A 22,584-nucleotide genomic window follows, 5' to 3' on the forward strand; every position below is an offset into this window, starting at 1 on the left:
ACCGCGGTCGCGGTCAGCGGGTGTCCGGGACGACGGCGACGGGGCAGGACGCGTAGTGCAGCACCGAGTGGTCCACCGGACCCAGGCGCGGACCACGGTGTCCACCGGAACGGCGCGCGCCGACGACGAGGAGCTCCGCTCCTTCGGCCTCCTCGACGAGCACCCGGTGCACGGGGCCCTGCACCACGGAGCGGTGGACGACGGCTTCGGACCCGGTCCGTTCCAGTACGGCCAGGACGTCTTCGAGGTGTTCCTCGGCCCGCTGACGGTGTGCGGAGGCCGGGGAGCCCGCGAGGAGCGGATGATCCGCGGTCTCGTGGGCGGGACAGCGCCAGGCACGTACGGCGATCAGCTCGCCGTGGAGGCGTTGCACGCGTTCCTGCGCGGACGCGACGAGGTGCTCGGCGAGGACCTGCTCGGCCGGACGCCCGGTGTCGAAGGTGGGACGCATGCCTTCGTAGTGCTCCCACAACGACGCATGGACGACGCGCAGCGGAAGCCGTGAGCGCGCCGCTTCCTCCGCGGCCCAGTCCAGTCCTGGCCGGCACGCAGCCAGTCCGCGGCACGGTCGCCCGCCGTGCTCAGCAGGGCCAGTTGGGGCCGGTTCTCGAACAGGACACGAGCCCGGCCCGGGACGCCCCGGGTTGCGGCGAAGTCACGGGTCGTGGCTCGTTCGGAGGCGTCGCGGGGGCCGAAGGCGTAGTCGGGTATTCCATCCACCGGAGCCTCGCTCCTCGTGTTCCGGGTCCAGTGCTGCTGCTCCGCCTCCCGCGCCGGGTCCCCGCGGTCGTACCCCTCGGCGTCCCGGATCAGGTCGAGCACGGTCTCCAGGTGGATCGGGGTCAGGAACGCGAAGTGCGCACCCTCGGCACCGGCAGCGTCGGCGAGGCGCGCCCGGACGGCGTCGGGGACCGGCCGTTCGTCGAACGGGTAGCGACTCGTGTGCCGGTCCTTGATCGCCGGGTGGAGAACGGCGAGGGCCTCATCGGCGGGTTCCCGCGGCGCGTCGCGGTGGGTGCCGAGACGGACGGTGGCCAGAACGGCGGGGTCCGACGGCACGGGCAGCAGTACGGTGGCGGCGTCCAGGCCGTGGTGTGCGGTGGACACCCGCAGGTTGAACAGGGCCGCGCCGCAGCCGATGTGAAGGGCGCGGGCGGAGGGGTCGGCCTCCGGCATCGCGCGCTCGAAGTCCGCCCGGAGCGTGAGCGTGCGGCTGCGGCGTCCGTGGCGGAACTGCCAGGGCTGGGCGTTGTGCATGGACGGGGCGGCGGTGGCATCGCAGACGAGGTCGGTCAGTGCGGTGTCTTCGAGTGCTTCGTTGAGCATCGTGGGTCTCCCGGAGCTCGGGAAGGGGCGATGGCTTCAGCATGGAGCGGATCGCCGCCCGGCGCGTAGGGGCCGTTCGTCCCTCACGCGGGCCGGACGGCTCCTGGGCAGGGAGACCTTCTTTCCCTGGACAGGCCGTGTCCGACGGATCGAGGCCGGACGGACCCTACGCCGGTGCCGGGCCTTCGAGCCGGCAGTCCACGCCGACGACGCCCTCCACGGATTGGGCGAGGCGGGCGGCGACGGGAATGAGGGCGGCGTCGGGGACGTGACCGGTGAGCGTGGCCGTACCCCGGGTGACGCCGACCTTCACGTCCCGGTGCGCGTCGGGAAACAGGCGGTTGACGACCTCGCGGCGTATTTCTTCGGCGAGGTCGTCGTCGGGGCGCAGGAAGACCTTGAGGAGATCGGCGCGACTGACGATGCCTCTCAGCCTGCCGTCGGCGTCGACGACCGGGAGCCGCTTGACACGCCGGGCGGCCATGAGCCGGGCGGCCTGCGGCAGGGACGCGTCGGGCTGGATCGTGATGGCGGGGCCGGTCATCAGCTCCCCGGCCCGGACCGAGCCGGCCCTGGCCGTGTCGCCCAGGCGGCGCATGTGGTCGATCATGCCGGGCGGGCGGTCGTGATACTCCTCCTTCGGGAGCAGGTCGGCTTCGGACACGACGCCGACAACGACGTCCCCGTCCTCGACGACCGGCACGGCCGTGACCTTCCACCGCTCCATGGTGTCGGCGATCTCCTTGAAGTCCGTGTCGGGTGTGACGGTGACGACGGTCTCCGTCATGACGTCGTTGACGCTGTACCGGGTGGAGGTCATGGCAGGTTCCTCAGTGGGCGCGGGCGAGCGGCCGACCGCCGCCGTTCGGCGAACCGGGATGGACAGTCCGATGGGGCCGTGGCATCGGATCTGCGACGGGCGAGGACCGTACGCCGACCCCGTGGAGACCGGCAACATGATCTCGATCCCGCTGCCGGTCTCCACGGGGTCGAAGAAGCTGACGGTGGTGTCGGCATCGGACTCGTCGTGGAGCGGTTCGGCGGGCCGGTGCCTGCGCGCCCGGTTGCGGCGGCGCGGGTCCGCGAAACCCTGGAAGAGGCAGCGGTGCGGGTCTCGTTCCGGGCGTGGCCGGGTCTGGTTCTGCCTCGGGCATCGCCGATCCCCTCCTCGATGGGTGGCAGCGTCTTCACCCTCACATCCCCGGAACCGGGGTGGGAGGGGCCCGAAAGGTCCCGGCGGGGACCGACCGGCCCATGTGGAGCGGGCCCGCGCCGGGTCAGCCTGAGGGAGAACCTCACCGGGAGACAGCAGGGAGAGGGGCGGCACCGTGAAGGCACTCGTTCTCCAGGGCCCGGGACGGATCGCATGGCAGGACGTTCCGGACCCCGTGATCAAGGACGCCGACGACGCGGTGATCCGCAGCGACGCCACTTTCCGCAGGACCGGCCTGCACCCGGCTCGGCCATGAGCACAGCGTCCACCTGGGACTTCAACGGCTACGATCCCAAGTCGGAGCGGACGGTCGAAGCCCTGTGCACGCTCGGCAACGGCAGATTCGCCACCAGGGGCGCCGCGCCCGAGTCGCCCGCTGACGCGGTCCACTATCCCGGCACCTACGCGGCCGGCTGCTACGACCGGCTCTTCTCGGAGGTCGGGGGAGAGCGGGTCGGCAACGAGGACATGGTCAACCTGCCGGACTGGACGCGCCTGCGCTATCGCTGCCTGCCGGACGACGGGCCGGCGGGGGACTGGCTCACCACCGATGACCCGAGTCTGCGGCGTCACAAGGTCTCGCTCGATCTGCGAGGCGGCGTTCTCACCCGTCGCCTGTTCTTCCAGGACGGCCACGGGCGTCGGCTCGGCGTCACCCACACCAGACTCGTCCACATGGGAGACCCGTATCTCGCCGCCCAGAGAACGACCTTTCACGGGTACGGCTGGAGCGGGGCCGTCGAGGTCGAGTCCGTCCTCGACGGTGATGTCACCAACGCCGGTGTCGAGCGGTACCGCGGGCTGGAGGGGCACCATCTCACCGGCCACCGCGCCGGAGCCGGAGCGGACGGTGTGGCCTGGCTGTCCTGCCGGACCCGTTCATCCCGGATCCGGATCGCCGTCGCCGTGCGAACGTCGTCGCGGCCCCTCGCGGCGGTGGGATCGAGCTGCACCGGGACCGGAGCGGTCCAGAGGCTCAGGCTGCCGGTCTCCCGCGGGCGTTCCGCCGCCGTCGTGAAGTGCGCCGCGTTGTACACATCGCTGGACCGGCCCTCGGGCGACCCCCTGCCGCTCGCTGTCGAGCACGCGTCGCACATGGTGCCGTTCGAGGCGCTGCTGGCCTCCCACCGTGCGGCCTGGGAAAGCCTGTGGAGCCAGGGCGAATTGAAGGCACCCGGCGAAGCGGGGCGTATCCTCCGGCTCCACCTCTTCCACGTCCTGCAGACACTGTCGCCGCACACGGCCGAGCTGGACGTCGGGGTACCCGCCAGGGGACTGCACGGCGAGGGGTACCGGGGACATGTCTTCTGGGACGAGTTGTTCGTACTGCCCTCTATCACCCTGCACTTCCCGGAGGTGGCGCGGGGCCTTCTCATGTACCGGCACCGCCGCCTGCCCGCGGCCCGTGAAGCGGCCCGTCGGGCGGGTCTGCGAGGAGCGATGTTCCCCTGGCAGAGCGGAAGTTCGGGCGCCGAGGAGACGCAGGCACTGCATCTCAACCCCCGCTCGGGCCGCTGGCTTCCCGACCACTCGCAGTTGCAGCGCCACGTCGGATCGGCCATCGCCTGGAACGTGTGGCGCTACGGCCAGAGCACCGGCGACGCCGGATTCGCCCAAGGACCGGGGGCGGAGCTGCTGCTCGACATCGCCGGCTACTGGGGTGCCGCAGCCGTCTACGACGCCGATCGCGAGCGCTACCGCATCCGCGGTGTGGTGGGCCCGGACGAGTATCACGACGCCTACCCCGGGGCCGCTGCTCCCGGGATCGACGACAACGCGTACACCAATGTGACCGCGGCCTGGGTGCTGGCACGCGCGCTGGAGGTGTTCGGCGGGCTTCCCGAGGCCCGCCGACGGGAGCTGGCCGAGCGACTCGGCCTGGACGACGGGACACTGAGCCTCTGGGAGGACATCTCCCGTCGGCTGTACGTGCCGTTCCACAGCGGTGTCATCAGCCAGTTCGAGGGCTACGGCGAGCTGGCCGAACTGGACTGGGACGCCTACCGCTCCCGTTACTGCGACATCCGTCGGCTCGACCGGATCCTGGAGTCCGAGGGGGACACGGTCAATCGCTATCAGGCGTCCAAGCAGGCCGACACACTCATGCTCGGCTATCTCTTCCGCCCGGTGGAGCTGCGGTCCTTGTTCGACCGTCTCGGATACCGGCTCGATGACGAGACGTGGCGTGCGACAGCCGGGTACTACCTGGGTCGCACCAGCCATGGTTCGACCCTCAGCAGCCTGGTGCACGGCTGGGTGCTCGCGCGGGAGAGAGGCCCGGACGCCTGGCGGTACTGCGAGGAAGCCCTGCTCAGCGATGTGGCAGATGTCCAGGGCGGCACCACCGGCGAAGGCATCCACCTCGGTGCCATGGCCGGCACCCTCGATCTCGTCGAACGGGGCGTCGTGGGGCTGGAGGCAGGTCCGGACGGGCTCCGTGTCGATCCCGTTCCGCTCAGGGAGCTGCCGCGCTGCACGTTCACGTTCTGCTGTCGCGGGCACAGGGGCATCCGTGCCCGGCTGCTGCCGGGCCGACTGGGGATTCGCGTGCCCCGCTCGCGGCCGGCTGCCCCGCTGACCTTGTGCCTGCCCGGCGAGCGGCTGGTGTCCGTGGCCGCGGGGGAGGAGCACTGGTTCCGTCTGCCCGTGCGCTGACCGCTCGCGGGCCCGGCGCGCCGCGGCCCCGTCCAGCCGTGACCGGCCGTCGACATGGCGAAGATACTCGTCCACCGGATCGAACGGGCGCTGCACGCCCGCGGCCGAGAGGCAGGCGTCGAACGCACCCTGCCAGGCCGCGGCATGGATCCGTGCGGAATCGATGACCACGCCGTCGGTGTCGAAGATCACGGCCCGCCGTGTGCGCAGGCAGGCTGCCAGGGGCGGTGTGGTGCTCATGACGGATCCCTTCCTCAGGGAGCCCTCTCCATGGCATCACGGCTGCCGGCCGAGGGCGCGCCGGCCGCAGGGGCGTGCTTTGCCACTTGCCCGAACGGCTGGGCCGTTGCCGGACGGAGCAGCGTGCGCCGCGGCCCCGCGATCCGCGGTGAGCGTTTGCCGGACCTGCCGGCCGGCGCGAGGCTGGACGCATGGTGCGTGCGCCGGCTTCGGAGACGCTGACCGGGTGGGCCGTAGGGAGACCTGGTCCGATGGGGGACGGCCCGCTGGTGCGTGTGCGGCGAGCGACGCCCTCGCCCGGGCCCGGTGAACTGTTGCTCACGGTGGAGGCGTGCGGTGTGTGCCGCACGGACCTGCACCTTGCCGAGGGCGACCTGCGCCCGCACCGGGCGTCGACCGTACCCGGCCATGAGATCGTCGGCCGGGTGGCCGCCGTCGGCGAGTCCGTCGCGGGCTTCCGGGTCGGTGACCGGGCCGGTGGGGCGTGGCTGCGCAGCACCTGCGGCCACTGCCGCTACTGCCGGGCCGACCGTGAGAACCTCTGCCCGGCCTCCCTCTACACCGGCTGGGACGCCGACGGCGGATTCGCCGACACCACCCTCGTACCGGCCGACTACGCCTACCGGCTTCCGGACGACCGGGACGCCGCGGCGCTGGCGCCGCTGCTGTGTGCGGGGATCATCGGCTACCGGGCGCTGCGCCGTAGCGCCCTGCCACCGGGCGGCCGGCTCGGCATCTACGGCTTCGGGGCCTCGGCCCATCTGGCGGCGCAGGTCGCCCTGGCCGAAGGGGCGACCGTGCACGTGCTGACCCGTTCGGCACGGGCCCGTGAGCTCGCCCTCGACCTGGGTGCCTCCTCCGCCGGCGGCGCTTACGAGCGCCCACCCGAACCACTGGACGCGGCGATCCTGTTCGCACCGGTCGGTGATCTGGTGCCCGTGGCACTGGAGGCACTGGACCGTTCGGGAACGCTCGCCGTCGCGGGCATCCATCTCACCGACATACCCGTGCTCAATTACCGGCGCCACCTCTTCGAGGAACGCGATCTGCGCAGCGTCACCTCGAACACCCGGCAGGACGGCCGCGACTTCCTGGACACGGCCGCGCGGATCGGTATCCGGGTCACCGTCAGTCCGTATCCGCTGAGCCGTGCCGACCGGGCCCTGACGGACCTGGCCGCCGACCGGGTCAGCGGCGCCGCCGTCCTGGTCCCGGGCTGAGCCTCGTTCCGGCCGGGCGGCCACCGCCTCCGTCCGGCAGTGCCGCGCGGCCCGGGTCCGCAGGGGCAGAGGGGTCCGGCCCGGCCGAGGTCATGGGCCGATCGGTGCCTCTTCGGTACGGCCCACCGGGCCCAGCCACTGGTCCCCTCGGCACTGCGGCGACGCCCCCCTGGGGCGACTGTCTCGCTCCGCTCACGCGGGAACCCCGGATTCGAACCGGGCCGAGACATCCACGACTCCCGGCACCGTGCGCGCGACGCGCACCAGCACGTCAGCGAGTGACGGGTCGGGGACGGCGCCGCTCAGACGGACGACGCCGTCGGCCACACCGACCTGCACGGTCGCGGAGCCCGCGGGGATCAGCTGAGTCGTGATCAGCTCGCGCAGTTCCTGGGCGATGTCCTCGTCCGTACGGAGGTGGACCTTGAGCAGATCCCCCCTGCTGACCACGCCCACGAGACGTCCGTCGTCGTCGACGACCGGCAGCCGTTTGAGGTGACCGCGGGCCATCAGACGGGCGGCCCCCGCCATACCCGTGTTGTGGGGCACCGTGACGGCGGGGACGGTCATCAGCTGACCGGCGGTGACGTCGCGGGACTCGTCCTGGCCCTGTGCCTCGAGCAGAAGGTCCGCTTCGGAGACCACGCCGACGACCCGTTCCTCGTCGGACACGACGGGCAACGCGTTGATCCGCCATTGCCGCATGGCCTTCACGATGTCCTTGAACGGCGTTCCGCGGTCGACCGTGACGACGGCGTGCGTCATCACGTCGTCGACGGTACGCAGACGTTTCATCGTTCCTCCGGGGACATGAGGCTCCGTATCTCCGAGCGTCGCCGCCGCCGGCGTCCGCCGGTAGGACCACACGGGGTCCGCGGGCACTGCTCGGCCCTGTCGCCCCGGCGTGAACGCTCAGGTGCTGTCGGCGTCGGGAACCGTCGTCGACCCGGCTTTCCGACAGAGCTCAGACAAGTTCCATGCGTACGTCCACCACACCTTCGACCGCGCGAATGGCCCGGGCCAGGAGGGGCACCAGAGAACGGTCCCGGAGCGGCCCTCGAACGGTGACGACACCGTCCAGCACGGTGAAGTCCACCCGGTCCGGGGGAGAGAGTCCGGCGACCACGACGGATCGGATCTCCTCGTCGATCTCCTCGTCCGGGCGCAGAAACACCTTCAAGAGGTCGCTGCGGCTCACCACGCCTTCCAGGATGCCGAGATCGTTCACGACGGGCAGTCGTTTCACGCGCTTGCGCGCCATGATGCGGGCGGCCTCGGCGAGCGTGGCATCGGGGTGGACGGTGACGGCCGGACTCGACATCAGCTCCTCGGCCAGCACCGCGTCGGCTTTCGACGCCTCCTCCGACCGGCCGGGCAGCTCCGGTTCGTCCTGCCGGAACGCCTCCTTCGGCAGCAGGTCCGCCTCGGAAACGACCCCGACGACGCGGCCCTCGCCCTCCAGGACCGGCACCGCGCTGATCCGCCATCGGTGCATCAGCTCGACGATCTCCTTGTACGAGGCCTCGCGGCCGATGGCCACGGCCGTGTGGGTCATGACGTCGCTGACGGTGTACGGGGACGCAGCCATGAGGCGCTCCTCCGGCGTGACTGACAGGCAGTGGCACGACGCTGTACTCACATGGTCCCGCCGCTGCCATGAGGGGCGTAGAGATCGAGCAGACGGATCCGGGTGGCCTGCAGTCGGTCGGCGAGGACCTGTCCGACCCAGTGACCGACAGCCGAACCGAAGGCGGGATCCGCGTCCATCGCCATGAGCACGGTCTCCGCGTCGAACTCATGGGTCCGGACGGGTGTCATCGCCTCCGCCCCGAGATGCCAGATGTAGGGCTTGAACAGCCAGGCCCAGCCGACGAGTTCGCCGGGCCCGAGACTCTCTATGACCACCGGGGCACTGCCCGGTACGCGGATGTCGAGTGTGACGGTGCCCGAACGCAGGATCCAGAAGTGGTCCGCGTGGTCCCCTTCCCGGAAGAGACGGGCACCCTGGGAGAAATTGGCCTCGCACCCGATCCCCATCAGACGGGCACGGTACTGGGCGGGCAGGGCCGCGGTGATGCGAGTCGGAGAACCGCTCATCGGTGGCCTCCTCTGTAGTCCCCGGTGTCAGCATCGCCGGGCAGCCGGATCAAGGGCATGAGCCGTCCGGCCCCTGCCACAGGCCCGCCCGGTCCCTCCACTATGGCCTTCCACGCACCGCGGGCCAACCGGACGCCGGGGCGGCGGCACGCACATCCACCCCCGTCGCTCCGTGCCGAAGGCACGTCGCGCACGCGGTCCGGCCGGACCAGGGCGTACGCGTCCGGGTGGGAGCGGTACGAGGGCGTCGCGCTCGCACTCGGCCCGGGGTGCCCATCGGGCAGCATCGTCGAAACCGCCGCCGAGCGGGTCCGCCTCCGCCGTCCGGATGTCGACGTCTCGGCCGAGGTGCGGCCCGAGGACGCGGTGATCGCTCTGTTGCACGAGGGGCGCGGTGCCGAGGCGCTGATCACCGGGCAGCGAGGCCGTGGCGGGCTCACCGGACTTCTGCTCGGCTCGGTCGGTCCGGCCGTGGCCGCGCGCGCCCCGTGTCCCGTCATCGTCGTGCGTGGTGACCGGGCCGGGATCGAGGGGATGCACGGACGGATCCTCGTGGGCGTCGGGGAACCGGGGGAGGCGTCGGCGGCGGTTCGCTTCGCGTGCCGTGAGGCCGCGGCGAGAAGCTGTGAACTGGACGCCGTACGTGCCTGGCGCTGTCCCGGGCACACCCGTGCCGACCCCCGGCGTACCGCCAGTGAGCACCTGTACCACAGGGAACGTGCGGCGACCCTGATCGACGAGGCGATGGCGTGGACCGTGCACGAGGACCCGACGGTCCGGCCGCACCCGGCGGCGGTCGAGGGACCGGCCGCGAGGATACTGGTGCGGCGCTCGGCCGCCGCGGACCTGATCGTCGTCGGAGCGCATCGTCGACGGGGCCGTCCCGGACTCCGACTCGGCCGGGTTGCCCATGCCCTGCTCCACCATGCCGACTGTCCGGTGGCCGTCGTACCTCGCGCGGCCTGAACGTGTGAGTCCTCGCCTCACTTCCCGAGCCGCGACGCGTGGTCGGGGACGTACGTCTGAAGGTCTCTCGGCGGTCGCTGGTACCCGGTGGCCGGTGGCCGCGGGGGCAGTTCGATCACCGGCGGGTCGACCGTCTCGTACGGCACGGTCGACAGGAGGTGGGAGATCATGTTCAGCCGGGCCCTGCGCTTGTCGTCGCTCTCGACGACGTACCACGGAGCCTCCGAGATGTCGGTGTGGACGAACATCTCGTCCTTCGCCCGCGAATAGGCCTCCCACCGGGTGATCGACTCCAGGTCCATCGGAGAGAGTTTCCACCGGCGGGTGGGATCCTGCAGCCTGCGCCGGAACCGCTCCTCCTGTACCGCGTCACTGACCGAGAACCAGTACTTGCGCAACAGGATGCCGTCCTCCACCAGCATCCGCTCGAAGATCGGGCACTGGCGGAGGAACCGCTGATGCTCCTCCATGGTGCAGAAGCCCATGACGCGCTCGACGCCGGCGCGGTTGTACCAGCTCCGGTCGAGCAGGACCACTTCCCCCGCGGCCGGAAGGTGCTCGACATAGCGCTGGAAGTACCACTGGCCGCGCTCGCGCTCAGTGGGCCGCGGCAGGGCGACGATACGTGCCACGCGGGGGTTGAGATGCTCGGTGACGCGTTTGATCGTGCTGCCCTTGCCCGCCGCGTCGCGACCCTCGAACACCACGACGAGCCGCGCGCCTTCGGCGCGTACCCATTCCTGGAGCTTCACCAGCTCGGTCTGGAGCCGGTACAGCTCGCGTTCGTACAGCGAGCGCGGCAGTTTTCCGGGTGTGCCCGGGCTCTTCTCGTCCGACATGGGTCGACGTTACGGAGGAGACCATGCCCGAAGTCAAGCGTCAGCGCCGGACGGGCTCCGCCGCGCAGATCCGCTACGACGCGTTCGATTGAGCCGGGGCGGCCGGGATGGGCCGGTCCCATCCCCTCGGACCGCCACGCACACCGTGCCGCCGTATGAGGGGGCAAGCAGGACGCCGTGGGGCCGAGTGGGCCGTTCTCAGGGTCCACAGGCCCCGAAGACGGGCCCGGCCGGGACAACCGAGGACGTCCGGTTCCTGGTCGGTGCGAGCGTCCGGAGCGGACCGTGGTCGGGGCAGCCCGCCTCATGGAGGCGCAGACCGTCAAACGGCTGCGGGTCGTGGACGAGACCGACAGACTGCCGGGCATCGTCGGCCGCGGCGACCTGCTGCGGGTCTTCCTGCGCCGTGACGACGCCATCCACGAAGAAATCGACCGGGACGTACTTCAGCGGACGATGGGGCCGGCTCCCTCGGAGGTGACGGGACACCGATGCCTGCGAGTCCTGTCGCGCCGGGGCCGGCGTGCGGCATCAGGAGAATTGCGGTACTCCTCGAATGAGGAGAAGCCGGGCAGGCGGACCCGCTCGCCCTCGTTCCGGCGTTCACGAGGCTGTTCGAGACTTACGAGACGGAGACAGTCGTCATGGAGCCAGTCGTCACGGTGGGCCTCGACGGCTCGCCCGAGAGCCTTGCCGCCGCCCGCTGGGCCGCCGACGAAGCCGAGCGGCGCAGGCTCACGCTGCGTCTGCTGCACGCGTGGCCGCTGCTGGTGCCGGAGCCGGCCCATGTCCCGGCGGAGATGGACCAGAACTACTGGGCGCGGCGGATCGTGCACAAGACGCGGGCGGAGCTCCAGAAGCGCCACCCGGGCCTCACCGTCGTCGGCAGCCTGATCGCCGATGACGCCGAGCACGCGCTGCTGCAAGCGGCCTCGGAGTCCGAGATGACCGTGCTCGGATCGCGCGGGCTCCTGCCCGTCGAGAGCTATTTCCTCGGAGACATCAGCATGCCCGTCGTGGCGCGGGCCGACGGGCCGGTGGTGCTGGTACGCGCCGGAGCCGGCGGACCGGGACCGCAGCCCGCACCGACCGCGGAGGGCGGCGTCGTGGTGGCACTGAAACTGCGCGGACCCGGCGACCGTCTTCTCTCCTTCGCCTTCACCAGTGCCGCGGCGCGAGGCGTGCCGCTCCGGGTCGTCCACGGCCGGAGCCTGCCCGTGGCCGCCTACACACCCTGGGGGGTGGACCACGACGTGACGGATGAAATCGCCCAGGACGCGCGGAAGAAGCTCGATCGGATCCTGGGCCCCTGGCGGGACAGGTTCCCGCATGTGGAGGTGGACGACGGCATCGTCCTCGAAAGCCCCGCCAAGGCCGTCGTGGGCGCCGCCCACGGCGCCGGGCTGCTGGTCGTCGGCCGGCGCAAGCACCGTCCCGCCCCGGCCCCGCACCTGGGTTCCGTCGCCCAGGCAGCCATTCATCACGCCCGCTGCCCCGTCGCCGTCGTCCCCCACACCTGACCGACCGGGCGACGGCACGGGGTCGGCGCAGCCGGACGGCCGCGGTCCGCGTCACCAGGGCGTCGCGACTTCCTGCGCCGGCCCCCGTCCACCCGCTGCTCGTACCGGCGCGTGCACTGCTGCGGCGGCGCGTCGCGGCACTCCCCCACCAGTCACTGCCCCGTACGCCCGTGAGCTCTACGGCAGACCCGCCGGCCCGTCCACCCGCGCACCACGGGGACCGTGCTGCGCCGCATTCCCGCCCGGCTTCGCCGGCGGCTCCGGCCCCGTCGCATTCCGAACGCCATGGCCCGGCTCGGCCCGGGCAGCCGCCGCGCCCCGTACAAACCGCGCAGCGGGGCCGCCATACTGGACGGGCCGGGGAGGGCGCGGGAACAGGCGTAACGACGGGGGCGACAGCAGGCGATGGCGGACACCAGGCTGATCCAGAGCCGGTACCGGCTGCTCGATCTGATCGGGCGCGGAGGAATGGGAGAGGTGTGGCGCGCCCATGACGAGTCGCTCGGTCGTCATGTCGCCGTCAAGTGTCTCAAGCCGATGGGGCCGCAGCAGGACCAGTCCTTCACCCGCGTCCTGCGCGAACGCTTCCGTCGCGAGGCCCGGGTCGCCGCCTCGCTCCAGCACCGCGGCGTCACCGTCGTCCATGACTTCGGCGAGCACGAGGGCGTCCTCTACCTGGTCATGGAGCTCCTCGACGGCCGCAACCTCAGCCAGCTCCTGGAGGACAACAAACAGCATCCGCTGCCGGTGCCCGATGTCGTCGACATCGCCGAACAGGTCGCCGACGCCCTCGGCTACACCCACCAGCAGGGCATCGTGCACCGGGACCTCAAGCCCGCCAACATCATGCGGCTCTCCGACGGCACGGTGAAGATCTGCGACTTCGGCATCGCCCGGCTGGGCCACGACATCGGCTTCACCTCCCGCCTCACCGGTACCGGCATCGCCATGGGCACCCCGCACTACATGTCGCCCGAGCAGATCAGCGGCGGCCAGGTCGACCACCGCAGCGACCTCTACTCCCTGGGCTGCGTGCTGTACGAGATCGCCACCGGAGCACCGCCGTTCGACCTCGACGACGCCTGGGCCGTCCTCGTCGGGCACCGCGACACCCAGCCCCGGCCGCTGCGCACCCACCGGGCCGAACTCCCTGGCTTCTTCGAGCGCGTCGTCCTGGAACTGCTGGCCAAGACCCCCGAGGAGCGGCCCGTCGACGCGGGCGACCTGCGCCGGCGGATCATCGTCGGCCGCACCGGTGAGCAGCCGCACCTGCCGCCCACCGGGCAGGTGCGGCTCGCCCCGCCCGTTCCCGTCCTGCTTCCCGGGCAGCAGTTGCCGGCCTGGACCCACGGGATGACCACCGGACACAGGGCGACCGGCGCCCGCCCCGGGCTCGCCCCGCCCGACCACTCCGCCGGCCTCACCGGCGAGTGGACCACCGGCACCGACCGGCGCGGCCTCACCGGCGAACTGCCACCGGTCGCGGCCGAGCGTCCGACCCCGTCGCCGGAACTGCTGTCCGTCCTCGCCGGCCGGCACAGCGCGGGCCTCAACCTGGGCCGGCTCGGACACTGGGAGGAGGCCGGCGAGGTGCACCGCGCGGTCGCCGCCGAACGCGAGCACGCACTCGGCCCCGACCACCCCGACACCCTCGCCAGCCGGTACGAGATCGGTTTCACCCTCAGCCGCACCGGACGCGTCTCGGACGCCCTGCGGGAGTTCGACCGGGTCGCCCGGGGCCGCGAGCGCAGCCTGGGACCCGACCACCCGGACACCCTGGCCGCCCGCCAGGAGGCGGCGTACGTGCTGGGCCGGCTGGGCCGGCACTTCGAGGCCCACCAGGTGTACGCGGAGGTGCTCGCCTCCCGGGAGCGCTCGATGGGGCCCGACCACCCCGACACCCTGCGCTGCCGCCACAACCTCGCCTTCAACCTCAGCAGGCTCGGCCGCCTGGAGGACTCGTACCGGATGGCCAGGGACGTGGCGTCGGCCCGCAGCCAGCTGCTCGGCGCCGACCACCCCGACACCCTGGTCACGCTCTACGAGGTGGCGTACACACTGGGCAGGCTGGGGCGCTGGACGGAGGCCCTGCAGGCCTACCGGGAGGTCGCCCGGGCCCGGTCGAGGTCGCTCGGCGCCGACCACCCCGACACACTCGCCGCCCGCTACGAGGTCGGTATCAGCCTCGGCCGCCTGGGCCGCAGCACGGAGGCCCTGGAGCTGTACCGCGCCCTGGTGGAGGACCGGACCAGGGTGGGCGGCCCCGCCGACCCCGAGACGCTCCGCGCCCGCCACGGCCTCGGCGTCAACCTGGGGCGCCTCGCCCGCTGGGAGGAGGCCCTCACCGAGGCCCGCGACGTGTGCGCGATCCGCGAACGGGTCCTGGGCCCCGACCACCCCGACACCCTCGTCAGCCGCCGCGAGGTCGCCGTCGGCCTCGGCTGGCTCGGCCGCTGGGCCGACGCCCTCACCGTCTACCGCACGGTCGCCGCGGCCCGCGAACGGCTCCTGGGCCCCGGCCACCCCGACGCCCTCGCCGCCCGCAACGACGAGGCGCACTGCCTGGAGCAGCTCGGCCGCGGGCCGGAGGCCGCCGAGCTGTACCGGCAGGTCGCCGCGGTGCGCGGCGGGCAGCGGGCGTCGCCGCGCTGAGCGGGAGCCACGGCCTCTGGTCAGGGGCGATCGTGCCGTGCTACGAAGAGCCATGCCCGCACCCGACAGCTATGACGCAGTGATCGTGGGCGGCGGCCACAACGGCCTGGTCGCCGCCGCCTACCTCGCCCGCGCCGGACAGTCCGTCCTGGTCCTGGAGCGCCTGGCCACCACCGGGGGAGCGGCCGTCTCGACCCGCCCCTTCGACGGGGTCGACGCCCACCTGTCGCGCTACTCGTACCTGGTGTCCCTGCTCCCGCAGAAGATCGTCAGTGATCTCGGACTGGACTTCGCCGTACGGAAGCGGACCGTCTCCTCGTACACCCCGACCGTGCGCGGCGGCCGCGCCACCGGCCTGCTCGTCGGCGGTGAGCGCACCCGCGACTCCTTCGCCGCCCTCACCGGATCCGACCGGGAGTACGAGGCGTGGCAGCGGTTCTACGGCATGACGCGGCACGTCGCCGAACGGGTCTTCCCGACCCTCACCGAGCCGCTGCCCGGCCGCGAGGTCCTGCGCGAGCGGATCGGTCACCCGGAGGCCTGGCGGGCGCTCTTCGAGGAGCCCATCGGCGTCGCCGTCGAGAAGAACTTCACCGACGACCTGGTACGCGGAGTCGTCCTCACCGACGCGCTGATCGGCACCTTCGCCGACGCGCACGACCCGACGCTGCGCCAGAACCGCTGCTTCCTGTACCACGTCATCGGAGGCTCCACCGGCGACTGGGACGTCCCCGTCGGAGGCATGGGCGCGCTCACCGACGCCCTCGCCCGGTCCGCCCGCGCGGCCGGGGCACAGATCCGTGTCCGGCACGAGGCGATCCGGATCGAGACCGACGGAACACGGGCCGAGGTCACCGTCCGCTCACCCGATGCGGAACAGGTCGTCGCGGCCCGCAAGGTACTCGTCAACGCCTCGCCTCAGGCGCTCGCCGCTCTCCTCGGGGACGAACCGCCCGCCCCGGCCGAGGGCGCGCAGCTGAAGGTGAACATGCTGCTGACCCGGCTGCCCCGGCTGCGCGACCGCTCCGTCGATCCGCGTGAGGCCTTCGCCGGGACGTTCCACATCGCCGAGGGCTACGGACAGCTCGCCGACGCCTACCGGGACGCCGCGGCGGGGCGGCTGCCCGCCGCCCCGCCGTCCGAGATCTACTGCCACTCACTGACCGACCCGTCGATCCTCGCACCGGACCTCGCCGCCCGCGGCTACCAGACCCTCACCCTCTTCGGCCTGCACACCCCCGCCCGGCTCTTCACCGCCGACAACGCGGCGACCCGGGCCGAGCTGCTGGCGGCGACCCTCGCCGAGCTCGACGCGCACCTGGACGAGCCGCTCACCGGCTGCCTGGCCCGCGACGAGAACGGCGAGCCGTGCATCGAGGCGAAGACCCCGCTCGACCTGGAGCGGGATCTGCGGCTGCCCGGCGGCCACATCTTCCACCGGGACCTCGCCTTCCCCCACGCCACGGAGTCCACCGGCCGTTGGGGTGTGGAGACGGCACACGCCAATGTGCTGCTGTGCGGGGCCGGCGCGGTGCGCGGCGGCGGGGTCAGCGGGGTCCCCGGCCACAACGCCGCGATGGCGGCGCTGGGCCGGTGACCAGGGGCCGCTACCGGCCGAACACGCCCCGCAGCGCGCCGAGCTTGCGCGGCAGGTCGTACTCGGCGCCGCCCTCGTGCCCGTTGTACGTGAACACCTCGATCCGCGCCGGACCCGCGTAGCGGTGGTACGCGGCGAACACCGTCGACGAGGGGCAGATCTTGTCCATCAGGCCGACCGAGAACCACGCCGGGGCGGTCGCCCGTGCCGCGAAGTTGACCCCGTCGAAGTAGGACAGGGTCTCCATCGCCTCGTCGATCCGGAAGCGGTGCCCGGACAGCCAGCGGGCGATCTCCGCGTACGGCCCGGCGTCCGTGATCTGTGAGGCACGCCGGTAGTGGCAGAGGAACGGCACATCGGCGACGGCCGCCACGATGTCGTCCCGCAGCCCGGCTACGGCCAGCGCGAGCCCGCCGCCCTGGCTGCCGCCGAGCACCGCCACCCGCGAGGCGTCCACCGCCTCATGGGCCTTCGCCGCGTCCACCGCCCGCACCGCGTCCGTGATCAGCCGCCGGTAGTAGTGGCGGTAGGGGTCCTCGATGCCCCGGGTCAGGAAACCGGGCGAGGAGGAGCCGTGCCCGTCCGGGCCGATGTCCGGGGTGTCCGCGGTGTTCTTGCCGCCGCCGCCCTGGCCCCGGTTGTCCATCACCAGATGCGCGTACCCGAGCGCGCTCCAGGTCAGCCAGGAGTACGGAATGCCCCTGCCGCCGTTGTAGCCGATGTACTGCACCACGGCGGGCAGGGGGCCCGAACGGGTCTTCGGCAGCAGCAGCCAGGCCTTCACCGGCTGCCCGCCCCAGCCCCGGAACGTCACGTCGAACACGTCGACGGTCGCGAATCCGGCGTCGTACGGGACGAACGCGGCGTCCAGGTCGTGGCGGGCCGTCTCGGTGAGCGTCTTCTCCCAGAAGGCGTCGAAGTCGGCCGGCTCCTCCGGTTCCGGCCGGTAGTCGCGCAGCCGGTCCAGGGGCATGTCGAACAGCAAGGGTCTAGCTCCTCTTCAGGGTGAGGTTGAGGGTCGCACCGTGGCGTCCGGCGGTGTCGGCGGTGATCCGGATGCCGTTGCCGGCGGGTGCGGCGCTGACGCCCGGATCGGCGGAGACGACGCTCAGACCGCGCTGCGCCAGGTCCAGGACGACCGAGGACCGCAGCTGCGTCGGGTCGGACAGCGACACCTCGACCGTCTTCCCGTCCGGCCGCACCAGCACCGAGGCCGGACCGTCCGAGGACAGGTCCTGCGCGGTGCCCGCGGTCCAGAAGTTCGCGGCGACCAGCCCGTCCGAGCAACGGCGTACCGCGTGCACGGCGGTGGAGCGGGCGATCGGTTTCACCGGCGGCGCGGACGACCACTGCTGCGTCCGCTCGGCCGAGGCCGCCGGGGCCTGGAGCCAGTAGTACCCCGCCCCGCTCGGCGCGGCGCCGTGGTCCTGCCAGAGCGTCAGATACGGGCGGGTGACCGAGGTGTCCGTGCCGTACTTGAGGTTGATCTCGCGCCAGGTCGCGGTGCGTTCCTCGCGCAGGCCGTTCAGCGTGACGGGCTCGGGGAAGATGTAGCCGCCGGTTCCGGCCACATGCAGCCACCGGACCTGGTCGAGCCGGGCCGACCAGCCGGCGTCCGTCGGCGCCGCCGTGCCGTTGACGAGCAGGGCCGCCCCGGGGTCGCGCAGCTTCCGGTTCTCCACCACCGTCTCGGCCGTGCCCGCGTCCGCGCCGATGCCCGAGCCGACGCAGGCGATCACGTCGTCCAGGCAGAACCAGCTCTTCAGCCCGTGCAGCGAACTGCCGTACGCGCGCAGCTCCATGCCGTACGCGCCGAGCGTGGTGCCCGGCAGCGCGGTGCCGCCCGCCCAGTCGGCCGTGCTGGTGGTGCGCTGACCGGCCGCGTCCGCCGGGCGCCCGGCGATGACGGTGGTGCCGGGCAGCCGGGCCGGGTCGACGGTCGGCCAGTAGTCCTCGCTGTAGTGCCCGAGGTCGTCGGTGTAGAGCAGGACCATTCCGTCGGAGAGGTGCCAGGCGTGCAGGTTCTCGTTCTGGATCGACTCGTAGTTGTAGATCCGGGAGGAGTAGGCGGAGATGCCGAGCGAGAAGGACGGCCGGCGGTGGGCCGCCTTGTCCATCCGCGGGTGCTGCTTGTGCGCGACCAGCGGCCCCCGGGCCGGCACCGGGGAGGCCATGACCTGCCGGGCGGCGACCAGCGAGGCCAGGTCGGTGACGGCCAGGAAGTCCCGGTAGGTGTCCTCGGCGATCCACTGCTTGACCAGGGCGGTGAACCGGTCGGCGGTCTCGCCCGGGAAGCTCGGGATCAGGCGCACCACCGCCTCGATGACCGTCTGCGCCGACACATGGCCCTGCTTGCTGGGGCGGGCGATCTCGCGCCCGCACACCGACGCCATCACGTCGCCGCGTACCAGCAGCGGGTCGAAGCCGTCGTCGACCCAGCCGCGGATGTTGTCGAGATCGGGGTCGGTGACCGTCCACGCCGTGCCGGCGAGGAGGTTCAGCAGCCGGGAGAGGTTGTTCAGCAGCTCCTTGCCGTACCCGCCGTTGTAGGGATGCTTGTAGTGCTGGAGGAACGAACCGTCGGAGTAGAAGCCCTCGCCGGTGCCCTCCGCCGCGGCGCTCGCGTCGTTGAAGGCGAGGACGCTGTTGGCGCCCGAACCCTCGACGTCCGAAAGAGCGTCACGGACCCGGGCCAGGTCGTCGCCCGCGCCGGTGAGCACCGCGTTGACGGCGACCACGGTGGAGATCCACACCCGGTTGGCACCGGTGGCGATCTGCCGGTCGGCCCGCCAGAGGTTCGGGTCGGGTGTGTAGTGCCGCACGGCCGCGGTGATCCGGCCCAGCCGCTCCGTCCCCAGCGCGTCGTACAGCAGCACGGCCGCGTCGTTGAGGGCGAGCGCGGAGCCGATCTCCCAGTCCCAGTCGTTGTCGAACCGGGTGTGGCCGGGGCCGTAGCGGTTGGTCAGCATCCAGTCGAGGCCGGCCAGCAGCAGATCGCGCAGCGCGGTGTCGCCGTACTGCGGGGTGCCGGGGACGGCCCACGCGGTCGCGGCCGTGGCGAGCCGTTTGAACGACGTCGTCACGTGGTTGGAGAGAGTGGTGCTGGTCAGATCGGGGAACAGCCCGTCGGTCCGGGCCGGGTCGAGACCCTTGACCGAGGTGGTCGCGGCCTTGCCGGTCCTGGCCACGGCAGCGGCGATCTGCGGGTCCGTCAGGTCGAGGCCGGGGCCACCGGTGAGCAGGGTGTGCCAGCGGGTGCGCAGGGCGGTGGCGTCGTCGATGACGGCGGAGCCGTCCGCCGCGTGCGCGGTGCCCGCAGCCGCGGCGGTGAACGCGAGCGGCAGCGCGGCGGCCGCGCCGAGGGCCGCGGCGCCGGCGAGAACATTGCGCCGGGTGGTGCCCGGGGTGGTGCCTGGGTTCGTCATGCGGCCCTCACAGAAGGTGTCGGCGGTCGACGGCCGCTGCCAGCGCGGCATGACCGGAAGGGTTGGGGTGGAGCCCGTCGCCGCTGTCGTACGCGGGCAGCAGCAGGGACGGCCGGTCCGGGTCGCGCAGGGCCGCGTCGAAGTCGGCGACGGCGTCGAAGACCCGGCCGGTGCGCACCGCCGCGTTGATCCGCTGGCGCACCGCTTCGAGCTCCGGCGTCCAGCGGGTCCAGCCGCCGAACGGGGCGATGGTCGCGCCGACCGTCCGCAGCCCGGCGTCGCGGGCGCGCAGCACCAGCTGCCGGTACCCGGCCAGCACGAGCGCCGGATCGGTCTGGCTCGGCGGCTGCTGGAGGTCGTTGACGCCGAGATGGACGAGTACGGTGCGCAGTCCGGGCAGCGACAGCACATTGCGGTCGAAGCGCGCCTGTCCGCCCGGCCCGAACCGGGCGTCGTCCAGCAGCAGCCGGTTGCCGCTGATGCCGAGATTGGCGACGGCCGAGCCGGGAAGCCGCCGGGCCAGCTGGTCGGGCCAGCGCAGATCGGCGTCGTCGGGGGTGCCTACGCCCTCCGTGATGGAGTCGCCCAGCACCGCGACCACCGGCCCGTGCGCGCCCGTCACCTCGACGCCGGTCAGCAGGAACACCGAGGTGGTGCGCTCGCCGTCGACGGAGTGCGAGGCATGGGTGTTGCGGTGGAAGGACAGCGGCCCGGTGGGGCCGGGGAGCCGGGTCTCCACGGTCAGCCGCGCGGCCTCGGTGACACGCAGTCCGGAGACCGCGTCGCTGGTCAGCGAGGCGCCCGCGGCGAGCCACGCCTGCCGCTGCCCGCCGAACGTCACCGGCAGGCCGCCCGCCGTCGCCGGGCCGACGAGAACCGGGGCCGTACCGAAGGCATGCCCGTAACGCAGCCGGACGGTTCCGCCGGCGGAGAGCCGTACGTTGGCGACGCAAGTGCCGTCGGTCAGGCCGGCGCTCGCCACCGTGTCCGTGGCGGTGGGCGCGGTCTGCGCGGTCGCCCAGGACGTCGTCCAGCGCGACCGGCTCGCTCCGCTGCCCGAGCGCTGGGCCGCCTGCGCCCCCGACGCCGTGGCCGCGACCGCCGCCAGACCGGCCGCCGCCGTCAGTACCCCGCGTCTGGCGGGTCCCTGCCCGGTCACTGGGGGCACGCACCAGTCGGGTCGTACTCGCTGCCGTAGGTGCCGACCGCGTCGCCGCCGGTGTTCCCGCTCATCGTGTTGGTGCACACCGGACCCTGCGGGGTGCGCATGAACTTGATGCCGCCGCCCGCGTTACCGGTGATGGTGTTGCCGTAGATGCTGGTGTCGATGCCGTCGGTCGCGGTGTCGCCGCCGAGCCGGATGCCTGCGCCGACATTGTCGTGAATGGTGTTGTAGCGGAAGATGTTGCCGCTGCCGCGTGCGTCCAGGCCGCCGGAGCCGGGGTCCTTCTGGCCGCTGCAGTCGTTGTACTCGACGTAGTTGTTGGTCGAGTTCTCCTTCACATCGACGCACTCGTTGCCCTGGGTGGCGATGGTGTTGTGATGGATACGGTTGTTCCTGCTGATGTCGGGGGCCGCGTCCGGGGCACCGTTCGCCCCCTGCTGCTCGGGAGCGGTGCCGAGGTAGATGCCCTCGCCGTTCTTCCCGCCGCCGCCGAACTCGAAGTCGTTGACGCCGCAGTTGGTGATCGTGTTCTCGGAGATGTCGGCGCCGGTCACCAGATAGCGCACCCGCAGGCATTCGTCGGCGGCGTTCTTCAGCGTCATCCCGGTGATCCGCAACCCGCCCACACCATTGCCGGGAGTCGTGCTCATGACATAGATGAGCTTGAGGCGGTACCCCGACACATCGGTGGACGACCCGTGCAGCCCGTCCACGGTGAATCCGCTGAGCGTCGTCGAGTCGTGCTGCACCTGGATGATCCGGGCGTCGCCGGCCCCCTTCACCACGGCGTTCGCCGGACCGGTGATGGTGACACCGGAGCGCTTGGTCACGACGTCCTGCTTGTACGTACCGGCGGCGAGGTTGACCACCGCGCCCGTCGGCGCCAGGTCGACCGCCTTCTGGATCGTGGCGAGCGGGGCGCTCGCCGACGTACCGGCGTTGGAGTCGCTGCCGGACGGCGACACGTAATACGCGGTGGCGGCCTCGACGGCCACCGACGGCGGGGGGAAGGCGAGCGGTGCGCCGGCGGCGAGCGCGGCGACGAGGGCGGTGCGCAGTACACGGCTCATGGGGTGTGCCTCCTGGGGTCTGCGAAGGACAGTGCGAGCAGTACGGGGATGCTGGGGCCGAGGAGCAGGGGGCCCAGCGGTACGACGAGCGAGAGCAGCGCGGCGGAGACCACCGCGCCGAGCAGTGCGGTGCCACGGGCCGCCGAGCCGAAGCCGAGGGCCAGCGCACCGCGCGACCAGGTGCGGACCGTCCCGTGCGGGGACCGGGCCGCCTCGGCCGCGAGCGCCACGTGGTGGATGGCGAGCGCGGCAGCGATGCCCACCTGCGCTGCGAGCAGCACGAACGTCCACGGCTCCGGACGGCCCAGCAGATGGACGATGTTGGCGGCCAGGACGATCCCCGCCGCGGTGGACGCCAGACAGTGGCGCCACAGGGACCGCCAGTACTGCGGGAAGGCGGCGAAGGTGTGGGTGAAGCAGCGGCTGTCACCCTCCGCCCGCCACCGCTGCAGGGCGTGCCCCATCGCGGCGAGCGCGGGGAGCCAGGTCACGACACCGAGCGACAGCACGGTGAAGGCGGCCCCGGCGGCCGCCGGGTAGGCCACGAACTCCAGCCGCCGCAGCAGCGTCGGCCAGCCGGACGAGAGGGTTGCCTGCAT

General features: G+C 72.3%; 19 protein-coding genes and 1 pseudogene. 8 read left to right on the forward strand and 12 right to left on the reverse strand.

All coding sequences use genetic code 11. The features are described from left to right. Nucleotides 1-13: 13 nt before the first annotated feature. The 3 genes from ACWCPY_RS31775 to ACWCPY_RS31785 form a co-directional block, all read right to left on the reverse strand. Entirely contained in the window at nucleotides 14-373 is a 360-nt protein-coding gene (locus ACWCPY_RS31775; protein ID WP_451270782.1) for a universal stress protein, read from the reverse strand. Continuing rightward, nucleotides 349-1,326 (reverse strand): Acg family FMN-binding oxidoreductase, encoded by a 978-nt coding sequence (locus ACWCPY_RS31780; protein ID WP_451270784.1) that lies wholly within the window; start codon nucleotides 1,324-1,326, stop codon nucleotides 349-351. The genes ACWCPY_RS31775 and ACWCPY_RS31780 overlap by 25 nt, the downstream gene beginning before the upstream one ends. A 166-nt stretch (nucleotides 1,327-1,492) precedes the next feature. Next, nucleotides 1,493-2,146 (reverse strand): CBS domain-containing protein, encoded by a 654-nt coding sequence (locus ACWCPY_RS31785; RefSeq protein ID WP_451270786.1) that lies wholly within the window; start codon nucleotides 2,144-2,146, stop codon nucleotides 1,493-1,495. A 508-nt stretch (nucleotides 2,147-2,654) separates the two neighbouring features. On the opposite strand from ACWCPY_RS31785, the gene ACWCPY_RS31790 reads away from it, so the two are divergent. The 3 genes from ACWCPY_RS31790 (at nucleotide 2,655) to ACWCPY_RS31800 (ending at nucleotide 6,654) form a co-directional block, all read left to right on the forward strand. Then, a complete protein-coding gene (locus tag ACWCPY_RS31790; RefSeq protein ID WP_451270788.1) occupies nucleotides 2,655-2,795 on the forward strand; it encodes a hypothetical protein in 141 nt (46 codons plus the stop codon). After that, a complete protein-coding gene (locus ACWCPY_RS31795) occupies nucleotides 2,792-5,194 on the forward strand; it encodes a glycoside hydrolase family 65 protein (RefSeq protein WP_451270790.1) in 2,403 nt (800 codons plus the stop codon). The genes ACWCPY_RS31790 and ACWCPY_RS31795 overlap by 4 nt, the downstream gene beginning before the upstream one ends. Before the next feature lie 431 nt (nucleotides 5,195-5,625). Next, on the forward strand, nucleotides 5,626-6,654 hold the full coding sequence (locus ACWCPY_RS31800; protein ID WP_451270792.1) for a zinc-binding alcohol dehydrogenase family protein: 1,029 nt from the start codon (nucleotides 5,626-5,628) through the stop codon (nucleotides 6,652-6,654). Nucleotides 6,655-6,846: 192 nt separating this feature from the next. Here ACWCPY_RS31800 and ACWCPY_RS31805 read toward each other — a convergent pair whose 3' ends face one another. The 3 genes from ACWCPY_RS31805 to ACWCPY_RS31815 all read right to left on the reverse strand — a co-directional run bounded on the left by ACWCPY_RS31805 (nucleotide 6,847) and on the right by ACWCPY_RS31815 (nucleotide 8,751). Further along, nucleotides 6,847-7,449 (reverse strand): CBS domain-containing protein, encoded by a 603-nt coding sequence (locus tag ACWCPY_RS31805; protein WP_451270794.1) that lies wholly within the window; start codon nucleotides 7,447-7,449, stop codon nucleotides 6,847-6,849. A 169-nt stretch (nucleotides 7,450-7,618) separates the two neighbouring features. Next, nucleotides 7,619-8,242, reverse strand: coding sequence for a CBS domain-containing protein (locus tag ACWCPY_RS31810; protein WP_451270796.1), 624 nt, complete (start codon nucleotides 8,240-8,242; stop codon nucleotides 7,619-7,621). 47 nt (nucleotides 8,243-8,289) lie between these two features. After that, the gene (locus ACWCPY_RS31815) at nucleotides 8,290-8,751 is read right to left on the reverse strand and encodes a cyclic nucleotide-binding domain-containing protein (protein WP_451270798.1); all 462 of its coding nucleotides are present in this window, start codon (nucleotides 8,749-8,751) and stop codon (nucleotides 8,290-8,292) included. A 102-nt stretch (nucleotides 8,752-8,853) separates the two neighbouring features. Between ACWCPY_RS31815 and ACWCPY_RS31820 the strand changes: the two genes are divergently transcribed. Beyond that, complete coding sequence (locus ACWCPY_RS31820; protein WP_451270800.1) at nucleotides 8,854-9,717, forward strand: universal stress protein; 864 nt, start codon at nucleotides 8,854-8,856, stop codon at nucleotides 9,715-9,717. A gap of 17 nt (nucleotides 9,718-9,734) precedes the next feature. Here ACWCPY_RS31820 and ppk2 read toward each other — a convergent pair whose 3' ends face one another. Next, a complete protein-coding gene (gene ppk2 / locus ACWCPY_RS31825; RefSeq protein ID WP_451270802.1) occupies nucleotides 9,735-10,556 on the reverse strand; it encodes a polyphosphate kinase 2 in 822 nt (273 codons plus the stop codon). A gap of 255 nt (nucleotides 10,557-10,811) precedes the next feature. On the opposite strand from ppk2, the pseudogene ACWCPY_RS31830 reads away from it, so the two are divergent. From ACWCPY_RS31830 to ACWCPY_RS31845, 4 genes and pseudogenes are all read left to right on the forward strand, one after another. Further along, nucleotides 10,812-11,039 (forward strand): annotated as a pseudogene (locus ACWCPY_RS31830) (CBS domain-containing protein); the annotation flags it as partial. A gap of 161 nt (nucleotides 11,040-11,200) precedes the next feature. Further along, nucleotides 11,201-12,076 (forward strand): universal stress protein, encoded by an 876-nt coding sequence (locus ACWCPY_RS31835; protein ID WP_451270804.1) that lies wholly within the window; start codon nucleotides 11,201-11,203, stop codon nucleotides 12,074-12,076. Between the two features lie 405 nt (nucleotides 12,077-12,481). Continuing rightward, on the forward strand, nucleotides 12,482-14,728 hold the full coding sequence (locus ACWCPY_RS31840) for a tetratricopeptide repeat protein (protein WP_451270806.1): 2,247 nt from the start codon (nucleotides 12,482-12,484) through the stop codon (nucleotides 14,726-14,728). Between the two features lie 52 nt (nucleotides 14,729-14,780). Next, on the forward strand, nucleotides 14,781-16,325 hold the full coding sequence (locus ACWCPY_RS31845) for a phytoene desaturase family protein (protein ID WP_451270808.1): 1,545 nt from the start codon (nucleotides 14,781-14,783) through the stop codon (nucleotides 16,323-16,325). Between the two features lie 10 nt (nucleotides 16,326-16,335). Here ACWCPY_RS31845 and ACWCPY_RS31850 read toward each other — a convergent pair whose 3' ends face one another. The 5 genes from ACWCPY_RS31850 to ACWCPY_RS31870 are packed head-to-tail and all read right to left on the reverse strand — an operon-like array spanning nucleotide 16,336 to nucleotide 22,584. After that, nucleotides 16,336-17,310: an acetylxylan esterase gene (locus ACWCPY_RS31850; protein ID WP_451270810.1), complete on the reverse strand. Its 975-nt coding sequence runs from the start codon at nucleotides 17,308-17,310 to the stop codon at nucleotides 16,336-16,338. Nucleotides 17,311-17,314: 4 nt separating this feature from the next. Beyond that, entirely contained in the window at nucleotides 17,315-19,750 is a 2,436-nt protein-coding gene (locus ACWCPY_RS31855; protein ID WP_451270812.1) for a polysaccharide lyase 8 family protein, read from the reverse strand. Nucleotides 19,751-19,757: 7 nt separating this feature from the next. Continuing rightward, nucleotides 19,758-20,909, reverse strand: coding sequence for an SGNH/GDSL hydrolase family protein (locus ACWCPY_RS31860; protein WP_451270814.1), 1,152 nt, complete (start codon nucleotides 20,907-20,909; stop codon nucleotides 19,758-19,760). Next, nucleotides 20,906-21,985: a DUF1565 domain-containing protein gene (locus tag ACWCPY_RS31865; RefSeq protein WP_451270816.1), complete on the reverse strand. Its 1,080-nt coding sequence runs from the start codon at nucleotides 21,983-21,985 to the stop codon at nucleotides 20,906-20,908. Before ACWCPY_RS31865 ends, ACWCPY_RS31860 begins: the two co-directional genes overlap by 4 nt. Beyond that, a complete protein-coding gene (locus ACWCPY_RS31870) occupies nucleotides 21,982-22,584 on the reverse strand; it encodes a DUF624 domain-containing protein (protein ID WP_451270818.1) in 603 nt (200 codons plus the stop codon). Before ACWCPY_RS31870 ends, ACWCPY_RS31865 begins: the two co-directional genes overlap by 4 nt.

It is taken from the genome of Streptomyces sp. NPDC002403, from assembly GCF_053593015.1.